Origin of the sequence: Neotabrizicola paludis, from assembly GCF_044142105.1 — a bacterium.
Lineage (GTDB): Bacteria > Pseudomonadota > Alphaproteobacteria > Rhodobacterales > Rhodobacteraceae > Pseudogemmobacter.
Genome location: NZ_JBGTYM010000004.1, coordinates 278,612 through 301,203 on the forward strand (window position 1 = coordinate 278,612; position 22,592 = coordinate 301,203).

The 22,592-nt window shown below is 64.0% G+C and carries 22 protein-coding genes; all 22 read right to left on the reverse strand.

From position 1 onward, the window contains the following. Window positions 1-118: 118 nt before the first annotated feature. Complete coding sequence (gene rplP, locus ACED67_RS11820) at window positions 119-532, reverse strand: 50S ribosomal protein L16 (RefSeq protein ID WP_395541820.1); 414 nt, start codon at window positions 530-532, stop codon at window positions 119-121. Window positions 533-545: 13 nt separating this feature from the next. After that, the gene (gene rpsC, locus ACED67_RS11825; RefSeq protein WP_395541821.1) at window positions 546-1,271 is read right to left on the reverse strand and encodes a 30S ribosomal protein S3; all 726 of its coding nucleotides are present in this window, start codon (window positions 1,269-1,271) and stop codon (window positions 546-548) included. Beyond that, window positions 1,271-1,651 carry a 50S ribosomal protein L22 gene (gene rplV, locus ACED67_RS11830; RefSeq protein WP_395541822.1) on the reverse strand — a complete coding sequence of 127 codons (381 nt, stop codon included), beginning with the start codon at window positions 1,649-1,651 and terminating at the stop codon, window positions 1,271-1,273. Before rplV ends, rpsC begins: the two co-directional genes overlap by 1 nt. A gap of 3 nt (window positions 1,652-1,654) precedes the next feature. Next, window positions 1,655-1,933, reverse strand: coding sequence for a 30S ribosomal protein S19 (gene rpsS / locus ACED67_RS11835; protein ID WP_395541823.1), 279 nt, complete (start codon window positions 1,931-1,933; stop codon window positions 1,655-1,657). A 3-nt stretch (window positions 1,934-1,936) separates the two neighbouring features. Beyond that, entirely contained in the window at window positions 1,937-2,776 is an 840-nt protein-coding gene (gene rplB, locus ACED67_RS11840; RefSeq protein ID WP_395541824.1) for a 50S ribosomal protein L2, read from the reverse strand. A gap of 237 nt (window positions 2,777-3,013) precedes the next feature. Next, window positions 3,014-3,985 carry a DUF4238 domain-containing protein gene (locus tag ACED67_RS11845; RefSeq protein WP_395541825.1) on the reverse strand — a complete coding sequence of 324 codons (972 nt, stop codon included), beginning with the start codon at window positions 3,983-3,985 and terminating at the stop codon, window positions 3,014-3,016. Window positions 3,986-4,075: 90 nt separating this feature from the next. Then, on the reverse strand, window positions 4,076-4,372 hold the full coding sequence (locus ACED67_RS11850; RefSeq protein WP_395541826.1) for a 50S ribosomal protein L23: 297 nt from the start codon (window positions 4,370-4,372) through the stop codon (window positions 4,076-4,078). Next, window positions 4,369-4,989 carry a 50S ribosomal protein L4 gene (gene rplD, locus ACED67_RS11855; RefSeq protein ID WP_395541827.1) on the reverse strand — a complete coding sequence of 207 codons (621 nt, stop codon included), beginning with the start codon at window positions 4,987-4,989 and terminating at the stop codon, window positions 4,369-4,371. The genes ACED67_RS11850 and rplD overlap by 4 nt, the downstream gene beginning before the upstream one ends. Then, window positions 4,986-5,705, reverse strand: coding sequence for a 50S ribosomal protein L3 (gene rplC / locus ACED67_RS11860; protein ID WP_395541828.1), 720 nt, complete (start codon window positions 5,703-5,705; stop codon window positions 4,986-4,988). The genes rplD and rplC overlap by 4 nt, the downstream gene beginning before the upstream one ends. Window positions 5,706-5,716: 11 nt before the next feature. After that, a complete protein-coding gene (gene rpsJ, locus ACED67_RS11865; RefSeq protein ID WP_225026487.1) occupies window positions 5,717-6,025 on the reverse strand; it encodes a 30S ribosomal protein S10 in 309 nt (102 codons plus the stop codon). 71 nt (window positions 6,026-6,096) lie between these two features. Further along, on the reverse strand, window positions 6,097-7,272 hold the full coding sequence (gene tuf / locus ACED67_RS11870; RefSeq protein WP_395541829.1) for an elongation factor Tu: 1,176 nt from the start codon (window positions 7,270-7,272) through the stop codon (window positions 6,097-6,099). A gap of 83 nt (window positions 7,273-7,355) precedes the next feature. Further along, a complete protein-coding gene (gene fusA / locus ACED67_RS11875) occupies window positions 7,356-9,473 on the reverse strand; it encodes an elongation factor G (RefSeq protein WP_395541830.1) in 2,118 nt (705 codons plus the stop codon). A gap of 9 nt (window positions 9,474-9,482) precedes the next feature. After that, window positions 9,483-9,953 carry a 30S ribosomal protein S7 gene (gene rpsG / locus ACED67_RS11880; RefSeq protein ID WP_395541831.1) on the reverse strand — a complete coding sequence of 157 codons (471 nt, stop codon included), beginning with the start codon at window positions 9,951-9,953 and terminating at the stop codon, window positions 9,483-9,485. Between the two features lie 20 nt (window positions 9,954-9,973). Next, window positions 9,974-10,345, reverse strand: coding sequence for a 30S ribosomal protein S12 (rpsL, locus tag ACED67_RS11885; protein WP_395541832.1), 372 nt, complete (start codon window positions 10,343-10,345; stop codon window positions 9,974-9,976). Between the two features lie 209 nt (window positions 10,346-10,554). Then, window positions 10,555-11,304 (reverse strand): phosphatase PAP2 family protein, encoded by a 750-nt coding sequence (locus ACED67_RS11890; protein WP_395541833.1) that lies wholly within the window; start codon window positions 11,302-11,304, stop codon window positions 10,555-10,557. Continuing rightward, window positions 11,291-12,718, reverse strand: a complete 1,428-nt coding sequence (locus ACED67_RS11895) for an ArnT family glycosyltransferase (RefSeq protein WP_395541834.1) — start codon at window positions 12,716-12,718, stop codon at window positions 11,291-11,293. Before ACED67_RS11895 ends, ACED67_RS11890 begins: the two co-directional genes overlap by 14 nt. After that, the gene (locus tag ACED67_RS11900; protein WP_395541835.1) at window positions 12,708-13,016 is read right to left on the reverse strand and encodes a lipid-A-disaccharide synthase N-terminal domain-containing protein; all 309 of its coding nucleotides are present in this window, start codon (window positions 13,014-13,016) and stop codon (window positions 12,708-12,710) included. Before ACED67_RS11900 ends, ACED67_RS11895 begins: the two co-directional genes overlap by 11 nt. Then, a complete protein-coding gene (locus ACED67_RS11905) occupies window positions 13,016-13,756 on the reverse strand; it encodes a glycosyltransferase family 2 protein (protein ID WP_395541836.1) in 741 nt (246 codons plus the stop codon). Before ACED67_RS11905 ends, ACED67_RS11900 begins: the two co-directional genes overlap by 1 nt. A 64-nt stretch (window positions 13,757-13,820) precedes the next feature. Beyond that, the gene (locus ACED67_RS11910) at window positions 13,821-14,711 is read right to left on the reverse strand and encodes a DMT family transporter (protein ID WP_395541837.1); all 891 of its coding nucleotides are present in this window, start codon (window positions 14,709-14,711) and stop codon (window positions 13,821-13,823) included. 63 nt (window positions 14,712-14,774) lie between these two features. Beyond that, the gene (locus tag ACED67_RS11915) at window positions 14,775-16,037 is read right to left on the reverse strand and encodes a flavin-containing monooxygenase (RefSeq protein WP_395541838.1); all 1,263 of its coding nucleotides are present in this window, start codon (window positions 16,035-16,037) and stop codon (window positions 14,775-14,777) included. Between the two features lie 748 nt (window positions 16,038-16,785). Continuing rightward, window positions 16,786-17,961 carry an HPP family protein gene (locus ACED67_RS11920; protein ID WP_395541839.1) on the reverse strand — a complete coding sequence of 392 codons (1,176 nt, stop codon included), beginning with the start codon at window positions 17,959-17,961 and terminating at the stop codon, window positions 16,786-16,788. A 326-nt stretch (window positions 17,962-18,287) separates the two neighbouring features. Then, window positions 18,288-22,526 carry a DNA-directed RNA polymerase subunit beta' gene (gene rpoC / locus ACED67_RS11925; RefSeq protein WP_395541840.1) on the reverse strand — a complete coding sequence of 1,413 codons (4,239 nt, stop codon included), beginning with the start codon at window positions 22,524-22,526 and terminating at the stop codon, window positions 18,288-18,290. Between the last annotated feature and the right edge of the window lie 66 nt (window positions 22,527-22,592).

Here is a 22,592-nt window from a genome sequence, read left to right on the forward strand (position 1 = left end):
TTCAAAAACGATAAGCCCCCGCCGTGATCGGCAGGGGCTTCGTCTTGAACCGGGTGACGGCCCGCGGATTTCCGGGGAAATCCGCTATGCCGCACTGGCTTTGCCTTTCGGCAAAACCTTACCAGTCTTCCTTCGCCACGATGCGCGAGGTGACCGGCAGCTTCATCGCGCCCAGGCGCAGCGCTTCACGGGCGATGTCTTCGGCGACGCCGTCGATCTCGAACATGATGCGGCCCGGCTTGACCTTGCAGGCCCAGTAGTCGACCGAACCCTTGCCCTTACCCATACGAACTTCGACGGGCTTGGCCGAGACCGGAACATCCGGGAAAATCCGGATCCAGACGCGGCCCTGACGCTTCATGTGACGGGTGATCGCGCGGCGGGCCGCTTCGATCTGACGGGCCGTCACACGCTCGGGCTCGGTGGCCTTCAGCGCGAAGGAGCCGAAGTTCAGAAGGAAGCCGCCTTTGGCTTCACCGCTGATGCGGCCCTTGTGCATCTTGCGGAATTTTGTGCGCTTTGGTTGCAGCATCTCTCTTCACTCCTTACGCGCGTTCGCGGTCGCCGCGCTCGCGGCGCGGGCCACGCGACGACGGGGCATCGGCGGCTTCGGCGAGGCGACGGTCATGCGCTTGCGGATCATGCTCAAGGATCTCGCCCTTGAAGATCCACACCTTCACGCCGATGATCCCATAGGGGGTTTCGGCTTCGGACAGCGCATAGTCGATATCGGCCCGCAGGGTGTGCAGCGGCACGCGGCCTTCGCGATACCACTCGGTCCGGGCGATTTCGGCACCGCCAAGACGGCCACCGACATTCACACGGATCCCCAGCGCGCCCATGCGCATGGCGTTCTGCACGCCGCGCTTCATGGCGCGACGGAAGGACACCCGGCGTTCCATCTGCTGGGCGATCGATTCCGCCACCAGCTGCGCATCGACTTCGGGCTTGCGCACTTCGACGATGTTCAGATGCAGATCCGACTTGGTGAAGGCGGCCAGCTTCTTGCGCAGGGTTTCGATATCGGCGCCCTTCTTGCCGATGATCACGCCCGGGCGCGCGGTGTGGATCGTCACGCGGCACTTCTTGTGCGGCCGCTCGATGATCACTTTCGACACGCCGGCCTGCTTGCATTCCTTGTGGATGAACTCGCGCATCCGCAGGTCTTCAAGCAGCAGATTGCCGTAGTCTTTCGAATCGGCGAACCAACGGCTGTCCCAGGTCCGGTTGACCTGAAGACGCATCCCGATCGGGTTGACCTTCTGTCCCATTACGCAGACTCCCCGACCTGACGCACCTTGATGGTGATCTCGCTGAACGGTTTCATGATCTTGCCAAACCGGCCGCGCGCCCGCGGACGGCCGCGCTTCATCACCAGGTTCTTGCCAACCCAGGCCTCGGCGACGACCAGGCTGTCGACGTCAAGGTTGTGGTTGTTCTCGGCATTGGCGATGGCCGATTGCAGGCACTTCTTCACGTCGCCCGCGATGCGGCGCTTGGAGAAGGTCAGGTCCGAGAGGGCCTTTTCCACCTTCTTGCCGCGGATCATGCCGGCGACGAGGTTCAGCTTCTGAGGGCTGGTGCGCAGCATCCGCAGCACCGCCATCGCTTCGTTATCCGCCACGCGGCGGGGGTTCTTTTCCGCACCCATGGCTTACTTCCTCTTGGCTTTCTTGTCGGCAGCGTGACCGTAATAGGTCCGGGTCGGCGAATATTCACCGAACTTCTGGCCGATCATTTCTTCGGTGACCGCAACAGGAACGTGCTTCTTGCCGTTGTAGACCGCGAAGGTCAGACCAACGAATTGCGGCAGGATGGTGGAACGGCGCGACCAGATCTTGATCACTTCGTTCTTGCCCGAGGCCTTGGCGGTTTCTGCCTTCTTCAGCAGATAGCCATCGACGAACGGGCCTTTCCAGACGGAACGGGACATGGATCAGCGCCCTTTCTTCTTGGCGTGACGCGACCGGACAATCATCTTGTCGGTGGTCTTGTTGGTGCGGGTCTTGTTGCCCTTGGTGCCCTTGCCCCACGGGGTGACCGGGTGCCGGCCGCCCGAGGTACGGCCTTCGCCGCCGCCATGCGGGTGGTCGATCGGGTTCATGGCAACGCCGCGCACGGTCGGGCGGATGCCCTTGTAGCGCATGCGGCCCGCTTTACCGAAATTCTGGTTCGAGTTGTCGGGGTTCGACACGGCACCGATGGTGGCCATGCATTCCTGACGGACCAGACGCAGTTCGCCCGAGGACAGGCGGATCTGCGCATACGACCCGTCACGACCGACGAATTGCGCATAGGTGCCCGCGGCGCGCGCCAGCTGGCCGCCCTTGCCGGGCTTGAGTTCGACATTGTGGACGATCGTGCCGATCGGCATGCCCGAGAAGGGCATCGCATTGCCGGGCTTCACGTCGACCTTGGCGCCGGCGATGATGCTGTCGCCCACGGCCAAACGCTGCGGGGCCAGCACATAGGCCAGCTCGCCATCGGCGTATTTGACCAGCGCGATGAAGGCGGTGCGGTTGGGGTCATATTCGATCCGCTCGACGATCGCGGCCATGTCCCACTTGCGACGCTTGAAGTCCACCACGCGGTAGAGGCGCTTCGCCCCGCCGCCCTGGTGGCGCATGGTGATCCGTCCGGTATTGTTCCGGCCGCCTTGCGAAATCAGACCCTCGGTGAGGGCTTTCACAGGCCGGCCTTTCCACAGCTCCGAACGGTCGATCAGAACCAGCCCGCGCTGGCCAGGCGTCGTCGGCTTATACGACTTGAGTGCCATGTTTCCTGTCTTCCGTTTGCTTCAGGACCGTCACCTGGCCGTTGCGGGCCGGGGCGATGATCCGGGGTTAAGGGCTCCGAAGATCCCCGGTTCGTCTGTCCGAGGCGGTGAGCAGGTCACCGGAACGAACAAACCAAGAGCCCCGGACGAATCCGGGGCTTCTGGCGTGGCGGTGCAGTAGCAGAAGGGGGTGGGGGTGGCAATGGGGGAAGGGCGAATTCTTAGTGGCCACGCCCCCTACAGCTTCCGTTTCACAATGATCGAAGGCACGTCACTGCTCGTGACAATTTTCGGGCGATTCGCGTGATTGAGCCACTTGTCGCAGAGCCTTGCAATGCCGCCATCGTTAACAGAGGCATAGATGTAACGCTCTGCTTGCGCCGCTCGAAGTCCGTTCATTTCCCGAGCCAATCGCTTCGGTATCTCTACGACCCGCTCCCTTTCCTCCCCCTGCCACGTCAGCTCAACAATTCGTGTTGGGGTGAGCGGGAAACTAACTCTCACTGTCTTGTTTGCGAAAGCACCGTCCCCGTAGACCGGGCTATGCGTTGCCGGATCAGATACCCTCGTAACTGGGCTATCCGATGTAATTAGGTGCTGGTCCCTGCTGCGCCCAACAACCCATTTCATATTCAAGAAAATGTTCGCGAGCCTCCCTATGCCTCCCAGCATGGGCAGCCCCGCCGAGCGCAGGACACTTATCGAGAAGTTGTTCGGGTCACTCAGAAATACGCGCATTTTTTCGCGCTCTTCTGGTGAAATCGCATTGCCGGTCGCCTGTTCGTACTGGTCTACAGACTGCTCGTGAACTTCCTTGTCAGAGGCGATGAACTGGGCGGTATGATGTGCCACGTGGGCCATCAATTCTGCGCCTGCACCAACGACAGAAGGGGAGCGCAAATACTGTGCGGCTAGGAAGAGCGCTATGTGTTCACGCTCTTCTCCCTTGAATACCTTTCCCTCCGATAGCTTATCCCAGAGAGGAGCAGCATTACTTTCGATCTTCCCTAAGAATTCTTCAACCTCGTCGAGCCTTTCACCAGCCCCGCCAATTGGGCTGTAGAAGTTCGCCTCGACGGCAGTCGCCTCTGGCTTGTCACCACGGGGCTCGTTCCCGCTCGAGTAGGTCCAAACGTTTCCGTCGGGGTCGCAGAACTTGTTCAGATAGAAGCGTGGGACGACATGCTGCTTCTTGGTCCTTGTAGCCATTTTGAGCACCGTGTTGGACGATGAAGATCAATCAATGAAAAAAGCCCCCGCCTTCCGGCAGGGGCTCATTCTTTTCACCTGAACGTCCGCTCAGAGGCCGGTCGACACGTCGATCGTGTGGCCTTCTTCAAGCGACACATAGGCCTTCTTCTTGTCGCTGCGCTCGCCGGCGCGGCCGCGGAACTTCTTGGCCTTGCCCTTGGTGATGGTGGTGTTCACCGCCTTCACCTTGACGCCGAAGACGGCCTCGACCGCCTCCTTGATCTGGGGCTTGGTCGCATCCATGGCGACCTGGAAGACCACCGCGCCCGCCTCGGAGGCCATGGTGGCCTTCTCGGTGATGATCGGCTTCTTGATCAGGTCGTAATGTTCGGGTTTCACGCTCATTTCAGACGCGCCTCCAGGGCTTCGACACCCGCCTTCGTGATCACCAGGATGTCACGCTTCAGGATGTCATACACGTTCGCGCCGATGGTCGGCAGCACGTCGACGCCATCGAGGTTGCGGGCCGCCAGCGCGAAATTCGCGTCGACCACCGCCCCGTCGATGACGAGCGCGCGCTTCCAGCCCAGCTCCTTCACGGTCTTGGCCAGCGCGGCGGTCTTGGCTTCGGCCAGGGTGGCCGCATCCAGGATCACCAGCTCGCCCGCCTTGGCCTTGGCCGACAGCGCATGGCGCAGGCCGAGGGCGCGGAACTTCTTCGGCAGGTCATGGGCGTGGCTACGCGGGGTCGGGCCCTTGTACACACCACCGTGACGGAAGATCGGGGCCTTCTTGGAGCCGTGGCGTGCGCCGCCGGTGCCCTTCTGGCGATAGATCTTCTTGGTCGAATAGCTGACATCCGACTTGCCCAGAACCGAATGTGTGCCAGCCTGGGCCTTGGCCCGCTGCCAGCGCACCACGCGGTGCAGGATGTCGGCGCGCGGCTCAAGGCCGAACAGCGCTTCGTCCAGATCGATCGAGCCGGCCTTCTTGCCGTCAAGCTTGATCACATCGAGTTTCATGCTTCACCCCCTTCGGCGGCCACTTCGGCAGCCGGAGCAGCAGCAGCGCGGATCGCGGCCGGACGCGGGGCGTCCTTGGCTTCCGGCTTCTTGACCGCATCCTTCACGGTGACCCAGCCGCCGGCGGCACCGGGGACAGCCCCCTTGATCATGATCAGGCCGCGTTCCGCATCGGTGCGGACGACCTGCAGATTCTGGGTGGTGACCCGGACCGAACCCAGGTGGCCGGCCATCTTCTTGCCCTTGAACACCTTGCCGGGGTCCTGGCACTGGCCGGTCGAACCGTGCGAGCGGTGCGAGACCGACACGCCGTGCGAGGCACGCAGACCGCCGAAATTGTGCCGCTTCATGGCACCGGCAAAGCCCTTACCGATCGAGGTGCCCGCCACGTCGACGTGCTGACCCGCGATGTAATGGTCGGCGGTGATTTCCGCGCCCACGTCGATCAGGCAATCCGGGGTGACCCGGAATTCAGCCAGCTTGCGCTTGGGGGCCACCGAGGCCTTGGCGAAGTGGCCGCGCTGCGCGGCGGTGGTGCGGCTGACCTTGGCCGTGCCCGCGCCAAGCTGGACGGCGGTATAGCCATCCTTGTCGGCGGTGCGTTGGGCCACGACCTGCAGATTGTCGAGCTGAAGAACGGTCACAGGGATCTGCTTGCCGTCTTCCATGAACAGCCGGGTCATGCCCAGCTTCTTTGCGATAACGCCAGAACGCATGATCAGCCCCCTCAGACCTTGATCTCGACGTCGACGCCCGCGGCGAGGTCGAGCTTCATCAGCGCGTCCACGGTCTGCGGCGTCGGGTCGACGATGTCGAGAAGACGCTTATGCGTCCGGATTTCCCACTGGTCGCGCGACTTCTTGTCGATATGCGGACCGCGCAGAACGGTGAATTTCTCGATCCGGTTGGGAAGCGGGATCGGGCCGCGCACTTGCGCGCCGGTCCGCTTTGCCGTGTTGACGATTTCCTGCGTGCTGGCATCCAGAACGCGGTAATCGAAGGCTTTCAGCCGGATGCGGATGGTCTGACCTTGCATCTTGTTGGTTTCCTTCGGGGGGTCACAAAATAGGAACGGGCGCGCTTAACGCGCGCCCGCGGGGAAGTCAATCAGGCGATGATTTTGGAGACGACGCCTGCGCCGACGGTGCGGCCGCCTTCACGGATGGCGAAGCGCAGCTTCTCTTCCATCGCGATCGGGGCGATCAGCTCGACCTCGAACTTCAGGTTGTCGCCCGGCATCACCATCTCGGTGCCTTCCGGCAGCTTCACGGTGCCGGTCACGTCGGTGGTGCGGAAGTAGAATTGCGGGCGGTAGTTCGCGAAGAACGGCGTGTGACGGCCGCCTTCTTCCTTGGTCAGGATATAGGCCTCGGCTTCGAACTTGGTGTGCGGGTTCACCGATTTCGGCTTGCACAGAACCTGGCCGCGCTCGACGCCGTCGCGGTCGATGCCGCGCAGCAGCACGCCCACGTTGTCGCCGGCCTCACCGCGATCCAGGAGCTTGCGGAACATCTCGACGCCGGTGCAGGTCGACTTCTTGGTGTCGCGGATGCCCACGATCTCCACTTCGTCGCCGACATTGATCACGCCGCGCTCGATACGACCCGTGACCACGGTGCCGCGGCCCGAGATCGAGAACACGTCTTCGATCGGCATCAGGAAGGGCTGGTCGACGGCGCGGGCCGGGGTCGGGATATATTCGTCCACGGCCTTCAAGAGCGCGCGGATCGAATCCTCGCCGATGTCCTTGCGCTCGCCGATCATCGCCTGATGCGCCGAACCCTTGATGATCGGGATATCGTCGCCAGGATAGTCGTAGGACGACAGCAGCTCGCGGATTTCCATCTCGACCAGCTCGAGCAGTTCCGCGTCATCCACCAGGTCGACCTTGTTCATGTAGACGACCATATAGGGGATGCCGACCTGACGGCCGAGCAGGATATGCTCGCGGGTCTGCGGCATCGGGCCGTCCGACGAGGCCACGACCAGGATCGCGCCGTCCATCTGCGCCGCACCCGTGATCATGTTCTTCACATAGTCCGCGTGGCCGGGGCAGTCGACATGGGCGTAGTGGCGGGCTTCGGTCTCGTATTCGACATGGGCCGTCGAGATGGTGATGCCGCGCGCACGCTCTTCCGGCGCACCGTCAATCTGGTCATAGGCGCGGAATTCGCCGAAATACTTCGTGATCGCCGCGGTCAGCGTGGTCTTGCCGTGGTCGACGTGACCGATCGTGCCGATGTTCACATGCGGCTTGGTGCGTTCAAACTTGGCCTTGGCCATGGGATCTCTCCTCTGCGTTTCGATGTGCCGGGGCGGTCCCCGGCCTACGGGGCGGTAGGGCGGGGCTTACCCCGCCACACCGATCAAGCGTATTTCTTCTGGATCTCTTGCGAGATGTTCTCGGGCACCGCGTCGTAATGGTCGAACTGCATCGTGAACACCGCGCGGCCCGAGGACATCGAGCGCAGGTTGTTGATGTAGCCGAACATATTCGCCAGCGGCACCATGCAGTTGATGACATTCGCGTTGCCGCGGGTGTCCTGCCCCTGCACCATGCCCCGACGCGAGGTCAGGTCGCCGATGATCGAACCGGTATATTCCTCGGGCGTCACCACCTCGACCTTCATGATCGGTTCCAGCAGCTTCGCGCCGGCCTTCTTCAGACCTTCGCGCATCGCAGCGCGCGAGGCGATTTCGAAAGCCAGAACCGACGAGTCGACGTCGTGGAACGCACCGTCAACCAGCGCGACCTTGAAGTCGATGACCGGGAAGCCAGCCAGCGGACCCGAGTCCATGACGGACTTGATGCCCTTTTCGACGCCGGGGATGTATTCCTTCGGCACCGCACCACCGACGATCTTCGATTCGAACGAGTAGCCCTCGCCCGGCTCGGTCGGGGTGATCTGCAGCTTGACGCGGGCGAACTGGCCCGTACCACCGGTCTGCTTCTTGTGGGTATAGTCGATCTCGTGAGCGCTCGAGATGGTCTCGCGATAGGCCACCTGCGGCGCACCGATATTCGCCTCGACCTTGAACTCGCGACGCATACGGTCGACGAGGATGTCGAGGTGAAGTTCGCCCATGCCCTTCATGATGGTCTGGCCCGATTCCAGATCGGTCTCGACGCGGAAAGACGGGTCTTCGGCAGCCAGGCGCGCGAGGGCGAGGCCCATCTTCTCCTGGTCAGCCTTCGACTTCGGTTCCACGGCGATCTCGATCACCGGCTCCGGGAAGGTCATGGTTTCCAGAACGACCTGGTTCGCCGGGTCGCACAGGGTGTCACCCGTGGTGGTTTCCTTCAGGCCCGCCAGCGCGATGATGTCGCCCGCGAAGGCTTCGTCGATTTCCTCGCGGTTGATGGCGTGCATCATCATCATCCGGCCAACGCGTTCCTTGCGGCCCTTGGTCGAGTTGACCATCTGGTCGCCCTTCTTGAGCACACCGGAATAGATGCGCGTGAAGGTGAGCGAGCCCACGAAGGGGTCGTTCATGATCTTGAAGGCCAGGGCGGCGAAGGGCTGGGCGTCGTCGGCCGAACGGGCGATGTTGCGCTCTTCGGTCTCGTCGCCGGGCTTGAAGCCCATATAGGCGGGCACGTCCACCGGTGAGGGCAGGTAGTCGATGACCGAGTTCAGCACCATCTGCACGCCCTTGTTCTTGAAGGACGAACCGGCGGTGACCGGAACGAAGGCCATGGACAGGGTGCCCTTGCGGATCAGCGCGCGCAGGGTCGCCTCGTCGGGCTCATTGCCCTCGAGATAGGCTTCCATCGCGGCATCGTCCTGCTCGACGGCGAGTTCGATCAGCTTGCTGCGCCATTCTTCGGACACGGCCTTCATCTCGTCGCGGATCGGCCGGATTTCCCAGGCGGCGCCCAGGTCTTCCGAAGTGTAGACCCATTCCTGCATCAGCACGAGGTCGACAACGCCTTCCAGCTTGTCCTCAGCGCCGATCGGCAGAGCGATCGGGCACGGGGTCGCGCCGGTGCGGTCCTTGATCATCTGCACGCATTTGAAGAAGTCGGCACCGATCTTGTCCATCTTGTTGACATAGACGATGCGCGGCACCTTGTAGCGGTCAGCCTGGCGCCAGACGGTTTCGGTCTGCGGCTCGACGCCGGCATTGGCGTCCAGCAGGCAGACGGCGCCGTCCAGAACGGCCAGCGAACGCTCGACTTCGATGGTGAAGTCGACGTGGCCGGGGGTGTCGATGATGTTGAAGCGGTGCTTCGGCGAGGTCGGCGTCTTACCGTCGATGGTCTTTTCCCAGAACGTCGTCGTCGCTGCCGAGGTGATGGTGATCCCCCGCTCCTGCTCTTGCTCCATCCAGTCCATCGTGGCGGCGCCGTCATGGACTTCGCCGATCTTGTGGGACTTGCCGGTGTAGTAGAGGATCCGCTCGGTCGTCGTGGTCTTGCCCGCGTCGATATGGGCCATGATCCCGAAGTTGCGGTAGAGGTTCAGCGGGTATTCGCGTGCCATGATGTCCTCTTACCAGCGATAATGGCTGAACGCCTTGTTCGCGTCCGCCATCTTGTGGGTGTCTTCGCGCTTCTTCACGGCAGTGCCGCGATTGTTCGCCGCATCGGCCAGTTCGGCGGCCAGACGCTCTTCCATCGTGTTTTCGTTGCGTTTGCGGGCAGCGGTGATCAGCCAACGGATCGCCAGGGCTTCGCGGCGCTCGGAGCGCACTTCGACCGGCACCTGATAGGTGGCGCCACCGACGCGGCGCGACCGCACTTCGACCGAGGGCTTCACATTGTCGAGGGCTTCGTGGAACAGCGCGACGGGTTCGCGCTTCAGACGGCCCTGAACGCGCTCAAGCGCGCCGTAGACGATCGACTCGGCGACTGACTTCTTGCCGTCGAGCATAAGGTTGTTCATGAATTTCGAGATGACGCGGTCGCCATACTTGGCGTCCGGGAGAACTTCGCGCTTCTCTGCGGCGTGACGACGGGACATGTTCCGTTACCTCTCCTGGATCACTTCGGACGCTTGGCGCCGTATTTCGAACGACGCTGACGACGGTCTTTGACGCCCTGGGTATCCAGCACACCGCGGAGGATGTGGTAACGGACACCCGGCAAGTCCTTGACGCGGCCGCCGCGGATCAGAACAACGCTGTGCTCTTGCAGGTTGTGCTTTTCGCCCGGGATGTAGGAGATGACCTCGAAGCCGTTGGTCAGGCGGACCTTCGCAACCTTCCGCATAGCGGAGTTCGGCTTCTTCGGGGTGGTGGTGTAGACGCGGGTGCAGACGCCGCGCTTCTGCGGGCATTCCTGCAGGTGCTGCGACTTCGACTTCCGCACATTCGCTTCCCGGGGTTTCCGGATCAGCTGTTGAATCGTCGGCATTCACGTTCCTCGTTTCGATACTCGCCCCGTTGCCTTCGGGGCGCCGCTTCTCGACCGTGCCCTGCGCTCATCGCAAAACACGAAAATCCGCTTCCGCCCACGAATGGGCGAGGCGGTGGAATTCCAGAGGATCGGGGCCTGCTGACCCGGATCATGACCACATCAAGATGTGAGCCCCGGCAGACCGGGGGCCTGTCAGGGTGAGCGGGCTAATAGGAGGAGTCGGTGGCCTTGTCAACAGCCGCCGGGGCGGGCGGAGGCAAGGGGCGCAGGAATCGCGCAAGGATCGTTGCGGTGATGGCGACGAAGAGAAAAGCGAAGAGGACATCGGACAGAAAGTGCCGTCCGGCCATCACGCGCTGCGCCGAAACCGCCAGCGGCAGAAGTCCCGCAACCAGGGCGAGACCGCGCCAGAGACCCCGTGGCAGGCGGCCCCGCCACCACAGCAGAATCAGACCCAGCGACAGGGCCAGCGCCATGCCGCCCGCGGCCTCGCCCGAGACGAAGGAGCAGTTCCGCAAGCATTGATCGGTGGGCAGCCATGGCGGTGAGAAAAGGGCTGTGCCGCCGAACTCGGCCACCCGATCGGGCCGGGCGCGGCCCCAATGCGACTTGAGGCCCTCTTCGACCAGCAGGCCCGGCCCCAACGCGTAAAGGGCAACCATAAAGCCCCAGGCGCGGGCAGGCAGCCCGGCGATGGGGCGGCGCAAGGCCAGCCCGGCCAGAAAGGCGACCAGCGCGCCGGTCAGCACCACAGCCGACAAGTTCCACACCGCCATGCGGACCGTCTCGGGCAGGCGCTGGCCGTTCAGCGGGAAACTCTGGCTGGCCGCGTCGTAGAAGTGCGCCGAGACGGCCAGATCCAGCCGCGGCCAGATCGCGTAGATCGCCATCAGCGCGACGGCAGCGGCCATGAGCCCTGCCAGGACCCGCAGATGCGGACGGTCATTCGGCGGCAAGGCAGGCTCCATCCACAAGGGTTGCGGTCAGGTTGCGGTCGGCATAGGCGCCGGGCTCGCGGCCGACCTGAACCGCGGGTGCAAGCGGCGCGCAGGCGGTGGGACGGGACAACACCGCCAGAACCGGGCCGGTCACGTCGTTCGGCAGGGGATAGCGCTGCTCGTAATGGCTTTTCGGCACGCCTTGCGGATTGCGGGCATAGAAGGCCAGATCCGCATCGCGGCCCGTGTAGAACAGGTCGGCCAATACGTCGCGTTCCTCGGCATAAACAGGGGCGTTGCCATGCGCCTTGGCCAGAGCGATGACCTCAAGACTAAGCGCCTCGCGGCCCAGATAGCGTTTCAGAAGCGGGGCATCGCCCAGTGCAAGATGCGGCATCAGGGTCAGAACCGGCAGCGCCAAGGCAATCGCTGCGTTGACGGCCAGGCCCGCCGCCCGCCAGCGCGGCGCGTCCGCCAGCACCGCCATGGCCAGCGGCAGGCCGGCGAAATAGGCGGCAACGGCCCAATTGGCATTGGTGCGGTCAAGCAGGCTTTGTACCGAAACGGCAAGAAGCGGCACCAGGACGAAACAGGCCAGGCCGCCCATCCGCCGCGCCCGCGCCAGTGCAACCAGAAGCGCCGCGAAGATCACAGGCCCGACCACAGCAAACTGGCTGGCCCAGAATTCTGCCAGACCGAGAGGCCCAGGCGCGGGCCGCCCCGCGCCCGCGACCCAGCCGACATTGTCGGCCGTATGGGTGAAGGTGGCGAGGCCGTTGAAAGCGTTCCACAGCAGGTTGGGCAGGATCACCGCAGCAAAGGCCGCCAGCATCGCCGCCGCGTTGCGCCAACCGACCCGCGCCGCCGGAAAGACCAGGGCCGCCAGCGCCGCGCCCAGAAGGAAGTAGATGGCGGCGTATTTGGCCAGGAAGGCCACGCCGATCATCAGCCCCGCCAGCGCCGCCCATTGCGAGCGGCGATCCTCGACCAACCGCCGCCAGAACAGCAACGCGGCCGCGAAAAAGGGCGCCATCACCGTGTCGGTCGAGATCAGGATCGAACCAAGGCTGACCATGGGCAGGCTCAGATAGCCCGCAGCCGTCCAGATCGCGGCCCGCCTGCCCCAAACCCGCACCGCCAGCGCCGCCAGAACCACCGCCGTCGCGCCATGCAGGGCGGCGCCCGGCATCCGCACCCAGAAGGGCGCATCCGACCGTGCCAGCCCGGTTACAGCGCCGATCACCCAGGCGATCAGCGGCGGTTTGGAATAATAGCCAAAGGCGAAATGCTGGCCCCAGAGCCAATATTGCGCCTCGTCCACGAATAGATCCGTGCCGTCATAGGCCAACAGCAACCAGCGCAGCGCCGTGACCGCCGCCACCAGCGCCAGAACCGGCGCCAGCCAGCCGCGTGTATCGATGTCAGGCCGCACGGCGCCGCTCGGCATAGATGAGCCAGAGGTTGCGGGCATAAATCACCACGCCCAGGGCCTGGCCCAGAATGAAGACCGGGTCGGCGCGATACATCGCATAGGCGAGAAGCATCACCCCGCCCAGCATCGAGAAATACCAGAAGGCGATCGGCACGACCGATTTCTTCTGCCGTTCCGATGCGATCCACTGCACCAGAAAGCGCGCCGTGAACATCAGCTGGGCGGCGAGGCCGAACAGCACCCAAAGCAATTCGCCGCGGCTGCCGACATGCAGCACCCGCTCGAGCCAGGCTTCCATCAGAGGTCCTCCTGCCCGGGCAGCACCCGCGCGGTCTTGCGCCGCCGGATCAGCCACATGACACCGAACAGATCCACCGCCCCCACCAGCGCGCGCTGAAAGTTCGTGTAATTCGAGCGCCCTGCCCCGCGCGCCCGGTGGGTGACATCGACATGCACCACCTGCCAGCCATCGCGGGCGAAAAGCGCCGGCAGGTAGCGATGCATGTGGTTGAAGAAGGGCAGCGCCAGAAACCCTTCGCGGCGAAAGCCTTTCAGCCCGCAGCCGGTATCACGCGTGTGGTCCTTGAGCATCCAGCCGCGCAAGCCATTGGCAAAGCGCGAAGCCCATTTCTTCGCCGCGGTATCCTGCCGTCCGACGCGCTGGCCCGCCACCAGGCCCACCCCTTCCGAACCCGGCGCCAGCAAGGGCGCCGCCAGTTTAGGCAATTCCTCGGGCGGGTTCTGGCCGTCGCCATCCAGCGTCAGGCAGATGGCGGCGCGGGCCGCGCGCACCCCGGAATGGACGCCCGCCGATTGTCCGCCCGCGCGGTCATGGCGGATCAGGCGCAGATGCGGGCGGGTCGCCCGCAAGCCCTGCACCACGGCCACGCTGTCATCGGTCGAGGCATCGTCGACCACCAGAATCTCGAACGGTCCCAGCGGCGCCAGCGCCGTCTCGATGCCCGCGATCAGCGCAGGCAGGTTCCCGGCCTCGTTCCGGGCCGGGATCACGACTGAGACAAGGGGGGACGGCTGCATGGCGTTACCCGGCTGAAGAAGCGACCGATGCCGCCCAAGCGCCGCCTAGCACGCCCCAAGGGATTCATCCAGTCACCTGCACGCGGCGGCGGCGCAGGCCCGCCTCGCGCAGAAGCGTGTAGATGCCCGAGGCGACGACGATGCCGGCACCGACCAGCGTGAACCCGTCGGGCAGGGTGCCGAAGATCATCCAGCCCAGGAAGATCGCCCAGACCAGCGCCATGTAGCGATAGGGCGCCACGACGCCGATATCGCCCACCCGCATGGCAGCGACGATGGTCAGATAGCCGACGATCAGCATCCCCGCCGAGAACAGGATCAACAGCGCCTCGCGCCAGGCGACAGGCTGCCAGCCCTCGATCACGGCGCCGGCAAGCCCCGTGACCAGAACGGCCAGCGAAGCCGAGGCAGCCACCAGCACCGAGGGGATGGACCGGCTCATCTGGCGGGTCACAAGGTCGCGCACCGCCACGAACAGCATCGCCACAAGGCCCACTCCGGCCCAGATCGAAAAACCTTCGGGCCCGGGCCTTATGATGATGAGCACACCTATGAAGCCCGCGATGATGGCCAGGGTCCGCCGCCAGCCGACGCTTTCGCGCAGAAACAGCGCGGCGACCAGGGTGACGACCAGGGGCAGCGCCTGCATGATCGCGGACAGATTGGCGAGCGGCATGTTGCGCAGGGCGGCGAAGAAGGCCAGCGTCGAAGCCACTTCGAACACGCCGCGCAGGCCGATGAACCGGCGGTCGCGCGCGGCGATGACGATGGCGAAGGCCCCCAAGCGCCAGGCAAGGAACGCAAGCGCCGCGGTGGACAGGACGCCGCGCAGGGTCATGGCCTGGAACATCGGCACCTGCTGCATCACCGCCTTCATCGCCGTGTCGTTCAGCGTGAAGGCGATCATGGCGACGTTCATCAAAAGCGCGCCGCGCGCATTGTCGGATAGTGCCATGACCGCCAGTCTCCTGCCCTCGCCACCTTGGCTATCAGGCTGGACTGCAAGGGGAAAGGCCTGTCAGGCCAAGACGGCGCGGGTGGGCTGGGCGCTGGCGGCGCTGCGGGCGGCGATCACATCGGCCAGATGCGCGGCATCGCGCCAGGCACCCCAGATGAAGGCCGAGGCGCGGCAAGACAGCCAGGGCAGGCCGACGAAGTAAAGGCCGCGCACGCGGGCGACGCCCCTGTCATGGTCGGGACGGCCTTTTTCGTCAAGCGCGCCAGGCACTTGCAGCCAACCATAGTCGAGACCGTAGCCCGTGGCCCAGACCACGGCGGTGATGTCCTCGGCCGCAAGATCAAGCGACAGCCTGGGGTTGGTGGCACTGACGGGCAGCGGACCGATCTGCCGCGCGCGAGGGTCTTCGGGCAGGTCGATGCCATGGGCGGCAAGATAGGCGTCCGCCTCATCCAGCACCGACAGGTAGTTTCGGTCGCCGTTCTCGATATTGCGGGCAAGGTCGGGCGCAAAGGAAAGTTCGCCGTTTTCATAGGCTTGCGTGCGGCCAAGCAAAGTGATGCCGCGTGCGGCCAGTTCTCGGAAATCCACTGTCCGGCCTCCCTGCGCGCCGGAGACGGCGATGGTGACATGTTCCGTGCCTGGGGCGCGGACGGGGGCGTCCCATTTGCCCAGCACCCCCAGCCACCACACGAAATCGCGGCCGCGATAGCGGATCGGCGGGCGGTCATGCGGACCGACCGAGAGGAAAACCCGCTTGCCGGCGCGAGCCAGTTCGTCGGCGATCTGCACGCCCGAAGCCCCAGCGCCCACCACCAACACCGCCCCCGCGGGCAGTTGATCAGGGTTGCGATACCCCGCGGAATGAGTCTGGAATATGCCCGTCTCGGTCGGAATAACAGCCGGAATCAAGGGCTTCTGAAACGGCCCCGTGGCCGAGACGACATTCTGCGCCTCGATGATTCCGGCGCTGGTTTCGGCGCGAAAGCGGGTGTCAGGGAGGCGGGTCAGGGAGGTGACGGTAACGCCGGTGCGGATCGGCATGGCGATGCGGCGGGCGTATTCCTCGAAATAGTCGACGATGCGGTCCTTGGGCGCGAAAGCATAGGGGTCGATGCCTTCGAAGGACATGTTCGGGAAGCGGTCGTGCCAGGCGGGGCCGTTGGCGACAAGGCTGTCCCAGCGCCCCGTGCGCCACTTCTCGGCGATGCGATCCTTTTCGACCACAAGATGTGGGATGCCGTGGCGCGACAGATGCTCGCTCATGGCGATCCCGGCCTGGCCGCCGCCGATGATCAGGGTGTCGATGGTCTCGGCTGCCATGGGTCTGCCCTTCCGGTTCAGGGGTTCACGAGAAAGGGATGTAGGCGAGATACAGGATAGGTAAAATCATCATCTGCTTCGCCCGTGATTAGGCTTAGGCTAAGAAAAACCCGTCTTTCCGCTGTCTTCCGAACGTCTTCCAATCGTCTTCCGATGGTCTTCCGATATATGACGCCCCTCAGCTACTGATCGGCGATCATGACGCGGAATGGAAAGGCGCCGAACCCACGGAGCTGACAGTCTCCATCGGAGACGTGAACAGTTAGCAAGTCATTCGCCAAAATTGGAGTCACCGTCGCTCCGGGATCACATTCGATTCTGCGCCAACGGAGGCTGGGATAATTGGCATGCCGCTTAGAAGCATAGATCGCTTGCACGTCTACATCACTAACACCCAGGCCAGTCTCTATCCGCGAGAATACACAGGTCTCGCCAGATGACTCGCACGTCGGCTCCACATGCACGATGCTGCCCCCGAAAAGGAAGCCTGTCGCATTGTTCAATTTCTCAGGGAAAAGGACAGCGAAGGCTGCAAAGAGACCGAAGCCACATAAGAATGAGAAAATCTTCGGCATCAAGATACATTGTTTGGTGCACGGCTCTCGATAGACCATGCACCTAGCGTCCCAACACCACAATACTTCGCCAACCACACTCTACTTCTACGGCTGCTCGATCCAAAACACTCCAACTCCACTGGCGCCGGTTTGGTTCAAATAAGTATGGTGGGTCGTGCCAATTGGACGCTCTACCCCGGCGCAGGCGCGGCGAGGGTCTGGCGGGCGAGCGCGGCAATCAGGTCGGTCCGGGTCACCACGCCCCGGATGCGGCCACGCAGCAGCACGGGAACCGCCTCGCAGCCGCGTTCGGCAAGCAAGGGGATCAGCGCGCCTGCTGGGGTGTCGGCAAGGACACGGGGGGTGACGGAGATCATGATGTCGCTGGCGCGGACCGGCACGGCGCGACGCGGGTCCAAGAGCCGCGCCATCGCGGCGCCGAAGCCGCGGTTCTGGCGCACCGCATCTTCGCGGCCCCGGCGGATCAGGTGGATCTGGAAGATCATGCCCAGGAACTTGTCGCCTTCCTGCACGACCGGCAGCGAGGTGAAGCCATGGCGGCGGAACAGCTCGGCCACGTCGGTCAGCGGCGTGTCGGGATGGACGGTGACAAGATCGCGCGACATGATCTCGGCCGCCGTCAGCGGGCCGGTGCGGTGGCTGGCCGCCTGCAGTTCCGCCGCGCCGATCAGCCGGGCCAGATCCTCGACGCCCAGATTGAGGCTTTGCCGATAGCGTTGCAGCAGGTCGGACAGTTCGTCTTCGCTGAGGCCGATCCTTTCGGCGGGAGGCGCATCGGTCGTGCCCAGATCATGCGGTTCCGTGAACTGCCGGAACGGGTAGTGCCGCCCGGTCGTGCGGGCGTAGAGGATCGCCAACAGGACGAGGAGCACGGTTCCCAGCGCGACCGGCGCAAGGGCGAACCAGAAGCCCAGTTCGCGCACCGCGTCGGGGCCAAGCGCCGCCGTCATCGCCACCGCGCCCGCGGGCGGGTGAACGGCACGGGCAAGGTTCATCGCCGTGATGGCAAGACCCACCGCCAAAGCAACGCGCAAGGTGGGGTCGGGGACGGCCCGGCAGACCGCCACGCCGACAAGGGCAGCGAGAACATTGCCGACAATCGCGGGCCAGGGCTGCGCAAGCGGGCTGTTCGGCACGGCGAAGAGCAGGACGGAAGAGGCACCGAAAGGCGCGATGAGATAGAGGCCGGTGCGAAGGTCGACCATCGGCGCAAGGATGAGCAACCCGACAAGCCCCAGGGCCAGCGCCGCGCCCAGCCCGGCGCGCAAAGCCTCGATCGCCGGCACGCCGGCGCTGGCAGGACCGAAAGCGCGGAGAAGCCAGAGCGCGCGCGGGGGATTGGACATAGGCGGGCCTTTTCTGTCGGCAGGTCGGGCGCGCCGGACCTGCACAGCGAGTCACAAATTGCCCGATCTTTGAGCACATGTTGCCGGACCGGGCCAAGCCCTACATCTCAGTTATAGCTTTTTGGACAGCACACCTGGCCGGCGTTGGGGCAGAACTGCCGCAGACCGGTTGCGGAGGCGCCGTTCCGCGCTTGGCCAGAGGCCCGATCCTTTTACGCCGCGCCTGGATATGGCGGACCAGCCTGGCCCGGCCACCGATCCGGTGAAACGAAAAGCCCGCCGGCCCTTTCGGACCGGCGGGTTTCTTCAGGCCGAAGCCTGACTGATCAATCGCGGCTTTCCATCGTGTCGACCAGCCCGGCGTCGAAATCGGGCTCGGCCACATCGACCGGGGCTGCCAGCGCCGCGGCCTCTTCGGCCTCGGAGCGGCGGGCGTCGATCACCGTCTGGTCGCGCTCGGTCGCGATCCGCTTGACGCGGCTCGTGGCCCCACCCGTCCCGGCCGGGATCAGCCGGCCGACGATGACGTTCTCTTTCAGGCCCACCAGCTTGTCGCGCTTGCCCTGGACCGAAGCCTCGGTGAGCACACGGGTGGTTTCCTGGAAGGACGCCGCCGAAATGAAGGAGCGGGTTTGCAGCGAAGCCTTGGTGATGCCGAGAAGAACCGGCTCGGCCTTGGCTTCGCGCAGGCCGCGGTTGCGGGCCTTGAGGTTTTCATCCTCAAGTTCCTGCTTGTCGACCTGCTCGCCCTTCAGAAGCGTGGTATCGCCCGAATCCAGCACTTCGAGTTTCTGCAGCATCTGCCGCACGATCACTTCGATGTGCTTGTCGTTGATCTTCACGCCCTGCAGGCGATAGACGTCCTGCACTTCGTCGATCATGTAGTTCGCCAGCGCCTCGACACCCATGATGCGCAGGATGTCATGCGGCGCGGGGTTACCGTCCATGATGTAATCGCCCTTCTGCACGAAGTCGCCTTCCTGCACCGGAATATGTTTCCCTTTCGGGATCATGTATTCCATGGGCTGCAGCGTCTCATCCACGGGTTCGACCGTGATGCGGCGCTTGTTCTTGTAGTCTTTGCCGAAGCGGACATAGCCATCCGCTTCCGCGATGATCGCGTGATCCTTGGGACGACGGGCCTCGAACAGTTCCGCCACGCGGGGAAGACCCCCGGTGATGTCCTTGGTCTTGGCGCCTTCGCGCGGGATGCGCGCCACCACGTCGCCCGGACGCAGATCCTGGCCGTCTTCGACCGAGAGAACCGCATCCACCGACATCGGGTAGGTGATCGGGTTGCCGTTGTCGCCGCGCACCGGATCGCCAGTGGTCGGATCGACCACGAGGATTTCCGGCTTGAGGTCATTGCCGCGCGGGGCCGCGCGCCAGTCGGAGACGATCTTCTGCGTCATGCCGGTGGCGTCGTCGGTATCCTCGCGGACCGAGATGCCCGAGATCAGGTCCTTGAACCGCGCCACGCCGGCCTTTTCGGCGACGATCAGCAGGTTGAAGGGGTCCCATTCGAACAGCTTGGCGCCGCGCTTGACCGCCTGGCCATCGGTGACATGCAGCTTGGCGCCGTAGGTCAGCTTGTGGACCGCCCGCTCGCCGCCATTCTCGTCGATGATCGCGATCGACATGTTGCGGCCGATGACGATCTGCTCTCCGGCCGTGTTGGACAGCAGGTTGGCGTTGCGGAACTCGATCTTGCCTTCCTGCGAGGCTTCGAGGAACGACTGCTGGCCACCCTGGGCCACGCCGCCGATGTGGAAGGTCCGCATCGTGAGCTGCGTGCCCGGTTCACCGATCGACTGGGCGGCGATGATGCCGACCGCTTCGCCGATATTGACCTGGGCGCCACGGGCAAGGTCACGCCCGTAGCAGGCGGCGCAGACGCCTTCGTCGGCCTCGCAGGTCAGCGGGCTGCGGATGCGGAGCGACTGCACATTGGCGACCTGGATCATGTCGGCCTTGCGTTCGTCGATCAGCTCGCCGCGTTCCACGATCACGTTGTCGGTGCCGGGTTCCAGCACGTCCTCGGCCGCGACACGGCCCAAGACGCGCTCCGACAGCGGCGCGGTCTCCTGGCCTTCCTTGACGGCGGCCGAGGCGGTGATCGCGTTTTCGGTGCCGCAATCGGGCACGCGAATGATGCAATCCTGCGCCACGTCCACCAGACGGCGGGTCAGATAGCCCGAGTTCGCGGTCTTCAACGCGGTGTCCGACAGGCCCTTCCGGGCGCCGTGGGTCGAGTTGAAGTATTCAAGAACGGTCAGACCTTCCTTGAAGTTCGAGATGATCGGCGTCTCGATGATCTCGCCCGAGGGCTTGGCCATAAGGCCGCGCATCCCGCCGAGCTGCTTCATCTGCGTCACCGAACCCCGGGCACCGGAGTGGGCCATCATATAGACCGAATTCGGCTCTTTCTCGGCGCCGCTCTCTTCGAACTTGGCGGCCGAGATGGTCGACATCATCGACTCGGTCACCTTGTCGTTGCACTTGGACCAGGCGTCGACGACCTTGTTGTACTTTTCGCCCTGGGTGATCAGGCCGTCGAGATACTGCTGTTCAAAGTCGGCGACCTGCGCCTTGGTGGCGTTGACGATCTCCCACTTGTTGTCGGCGATCACCATGTCGTCCTTGCCGAAGGAAATCCCGGCACGGAAGGCTTCGCGGAAGCCGAGGCCCATGATCTGGTCGCAGAAGATCACCGACTCTTTCTGGCCGCAGTAGCGGTAGACAGTGTCGATGACGGTCTGCACGTCCTTCTTGCGGAGCAGGCGGTTCACCAGCTCGAAGGGCGCCTTGGCGTTCAGCGGCAGGAGATTGCCCAGGCGCAGACGGCCGGGGGTGGTCTCGAAACGCTTCCAGACGATGTTGCCCTCGTCGTCGACCTGGCGCAGACGCGCCTTGATCTTGGCGTGCAGGTGCACGACGCCAGCGGCCAGCGCCTGCTCGACCTCGTCGATATCGGCGAAAGCCATGCCCTCGCCGGCCATGCCCTTGCGCTCCATCGTGACGTAGTACAGGCCCAGAACCATGTCCTGCGACGGCACGATGATCGGCGCGCCGTTGGCGGGCGACAGCACGTTGTTCGTGGACATCATCAGGACGCGGGCTTCAAGCTGGGCTTCCAGCGAAAGCGGGACGTGCACGGCCATCTGGTCGCCGTCGAAGTCGGCGTTGAAGGCCGAGCAGACCAGCGGGTGCAGCTGAATCGCCTTGCCCTCGATCAGGATCGGCTCGAACGCCTGGATGCCCAGACGGTGCAGCGTCGGCGCGCGGTTCAGCAGCACGGGATGTTCGCGGATGACTTCATCCAGAATATCCCAGACCTCGGGACGTTCCTTCTCGACCAGCTTCTTGGCTTGCTTGACGGTCGAGGACAGACCCTTGGCCTCGAGCCGCGAGTAGATGAACGGCTTGAACAGCTCCAGCGCCATCTTCTTGGGCAGGCCGCACTGATGCAGCTTCAGCTCCGGACCGGTCACGATGACCGAACGGCCCGAGAAGTCGACGCGCTTGCCGAGCAGGTTCTGGCGGAACCGGCCCTGCTTGCCCTTCAGCATGTCGGACAGCGATTTCAGCGGGCGCTTGTTGGTGCCCGTGATGACGCGGCCGCGACGGCCGTTGTCAAACAGCGCATCCACCGCTTCCTGCAGCATCCGCTTTTCGTTGCGCACGATGATATCGGGCGCGCGAAGCTCGATCAGGCGCTTCAGGCGGTTGTTGCGGTTGATGACCCGGCGATACAGGTCGTTCAGGTCGGAGGTGGCGAAACGACCGCCATCCAGCGGGACCAGCGGACGCAGTTCCGGCGGGATGACCGGCAGGACGGTCAGCACCATCCATTCCGGGCGGTTGCCGGATTCGAGGAAGGATTCGACAATCTTCAGCCGCTTGATGATCTTCTTCGGCTTCAGTTCGCCGGTCGCTTCCTTGAGCTCTTCGCGCAGCGTGTCGGCCAGCGTGCCAAGGTCGATCGCGGCCAGCATTTCGCGGATCGCTTCGGCGCCGATATTGGCGGTGAAGGCGTCGGCGCCATACTGGTCCTGCGCGTCGAGATATTCCTCTTCGGTCATCAACTGACCATAGGACAGGTCGGTCAGACCCGGCTCGATGACGACGTAGTTTTCGAAGTAGAGGATGCGCTCGAGGTCACGCAGCGTCATGTCCAGCATCAGGCCGATCCGCGAGGGGAGCGACTTGAGGAACCAGATATGCGCGACCGGGGCGGCCAGCTCGATATGGCCCATGCGTTCGCGGCGCACCTTTTGCAGCGTGACTTCCACGCCGCATTTCTCGCAGACGACGCCGCGATACTTCATGCGCTTGTACTTGCCGCAGAGGCATTCGTAATCCTTGATCGGCCCGAAGATGCGGGCGCAGAACAGGCCGTCACGCTCGGGCTTGAAGGTCCGGTAGTTGATGGTTTCCGGCTTCTTGATCTCGCCATAGGACCACGACAGGATCCGCTCGGGCGAAGCCAGCGAGATCTTGATTTCGTCGAAGGTCTTGACGGGCGCAACCGGGTTGAACGGGTTGTTGGTCAGTTCCTGGTTCATTTTGCTTCCTTGGATCAGGAGGTTGCGGTCAGAGGGGGGCGGCTTTCACCGCCCCTGAGGGGTTGC

Coding starts and splice junctions, on each gene's coding strand:
- rplP (WP_395541820.1), bottom strand. CDS start 532: ATGCTGCAACCAAAGCGCACAAAATTCCGCAAGATGCACAAGGGCCGC.
- rpsC (WP_395541821.1), bottom strand. CDS start 1,271: ATGGGACAGAAGGTCAACCCGATCGGGATGCGTCTTCAGGTCAACCGG.
- rplV (WP_395541822.1), bottom strand. CDS start 1,651: ATGGGTGCGGAAAAGAACCCCCGCCGCGTGGCGGATAACGAAGCGATG.
- rpsS (WP_395541823.1), bottom strand. CDS start 1,933: ATGTCCCGTTCCGTCTGGAAAGGCCCGTTCGTCGATGGCTATCTGCTG.
- rplB (WP_395541824.1), bottom strand. CDS start 2,776: ATGGCACTCAAGTCGTATAAGCCGACGACGCCTGGCCAGCGCGGGCTG.
- ACED67_RS11845 (WP_395541825.1), bottom strand. CDS start 3,985: ATGGCTACAAGGACCAAGAAGCAGCATGTCGTCCCACGCTTCTATCTG.
- ACED67_RS11850 (WP_395541826.1), bottom strand. CDS start 4,372: ATGAGCGTGAAACCCGAACATTACGACCTGATCAAGAAGCCGATCATC.
- rplD (WP_395541827.1), bottom strand. CDS start 4,989: ATGAAACTCGATGTGATCAAGCTTGACGGCAAGAAGGCCGGCTCGATC.
- rplC (WP_395541828.1), bottom strand. CDS start 5,705: ATGCGTTCTGGCGTTATCGCAAAGAAGCTGGGCATGACCCGGCTGTTC.
- rpsJ (WP_225026487.1), bottom strand. CDS start 6,025: ATGCAAGGTCAGACCATCCGCATCCGGCTGAAAGCCTTCGATTACCGC.
- tuf (WP_395541829.1), bottom strand. CDS start 7,272: ATGGCCAAGGCCAAGTTTGAACGCACCAAGCCGCATGTGAACATCGGC.
- fusA (WP_395541830.1), bottom strand. CDS start 9,473: ATGGCACGCGAATACCCGCTGAACCTCTACCGCAACTTCGGGATCATG.
- rpsG (WP_395541831.1), bottom strand. CDS start 9,953: ATGTCCCGTCGTCACGCCGCAGAGAAGCGCGAAGTTCTCCCGGACGCC.
- rpsL (WP_395541832.1), bottom strand. CDS start 10,345: ATGCCGACGATTCAACAGCTGATCCGGAAACCCCGGGAAGCGAATGTG.
- ACED67_RS11900 (WP_395541835.1), bottom strand. CDS start 13,016: ATGGAAGCCTGGCTCGAGCGGGTGCTGCATGTCGGCAGCCGCGGCGAA.
- ACED67_RS11905 (WP_395541836.1), bottom strand. CDS start 13,756: ATGCAGCCGTCCCCCCTTGTCTCAGTCGTGATCCCGGCCCGGAACGAG.
- ACED67_RS11910 (WP_395541837.1), bottom strand. CDS start 14,711: ATGGCACTATCCGACAATGCGCGCGGCGCGCTTTTGATGAACGTCGCC.
- ACED67_RS11915 (WP_395541838.1), bottom strand. CDS start 16,037: ATGGCAGCCGAGACCATCGACACCCTGATCATCGGCGGCGGCCAGGCC.
- ACED67_RS11920 (WP_395541839.1), bottom strand. CDS start 17,961: ATGTCCAATCCCCCGCGCGCGCTCTGGCTTCTCCGCGCTTTCGGTCCT.
- rpoC (WP_395541840.1), bottom strand. CDS start 22,526: ATGAACCAGGAACTGACCAACAACCCGTTCAACCCGGTTGCGCCCGTC.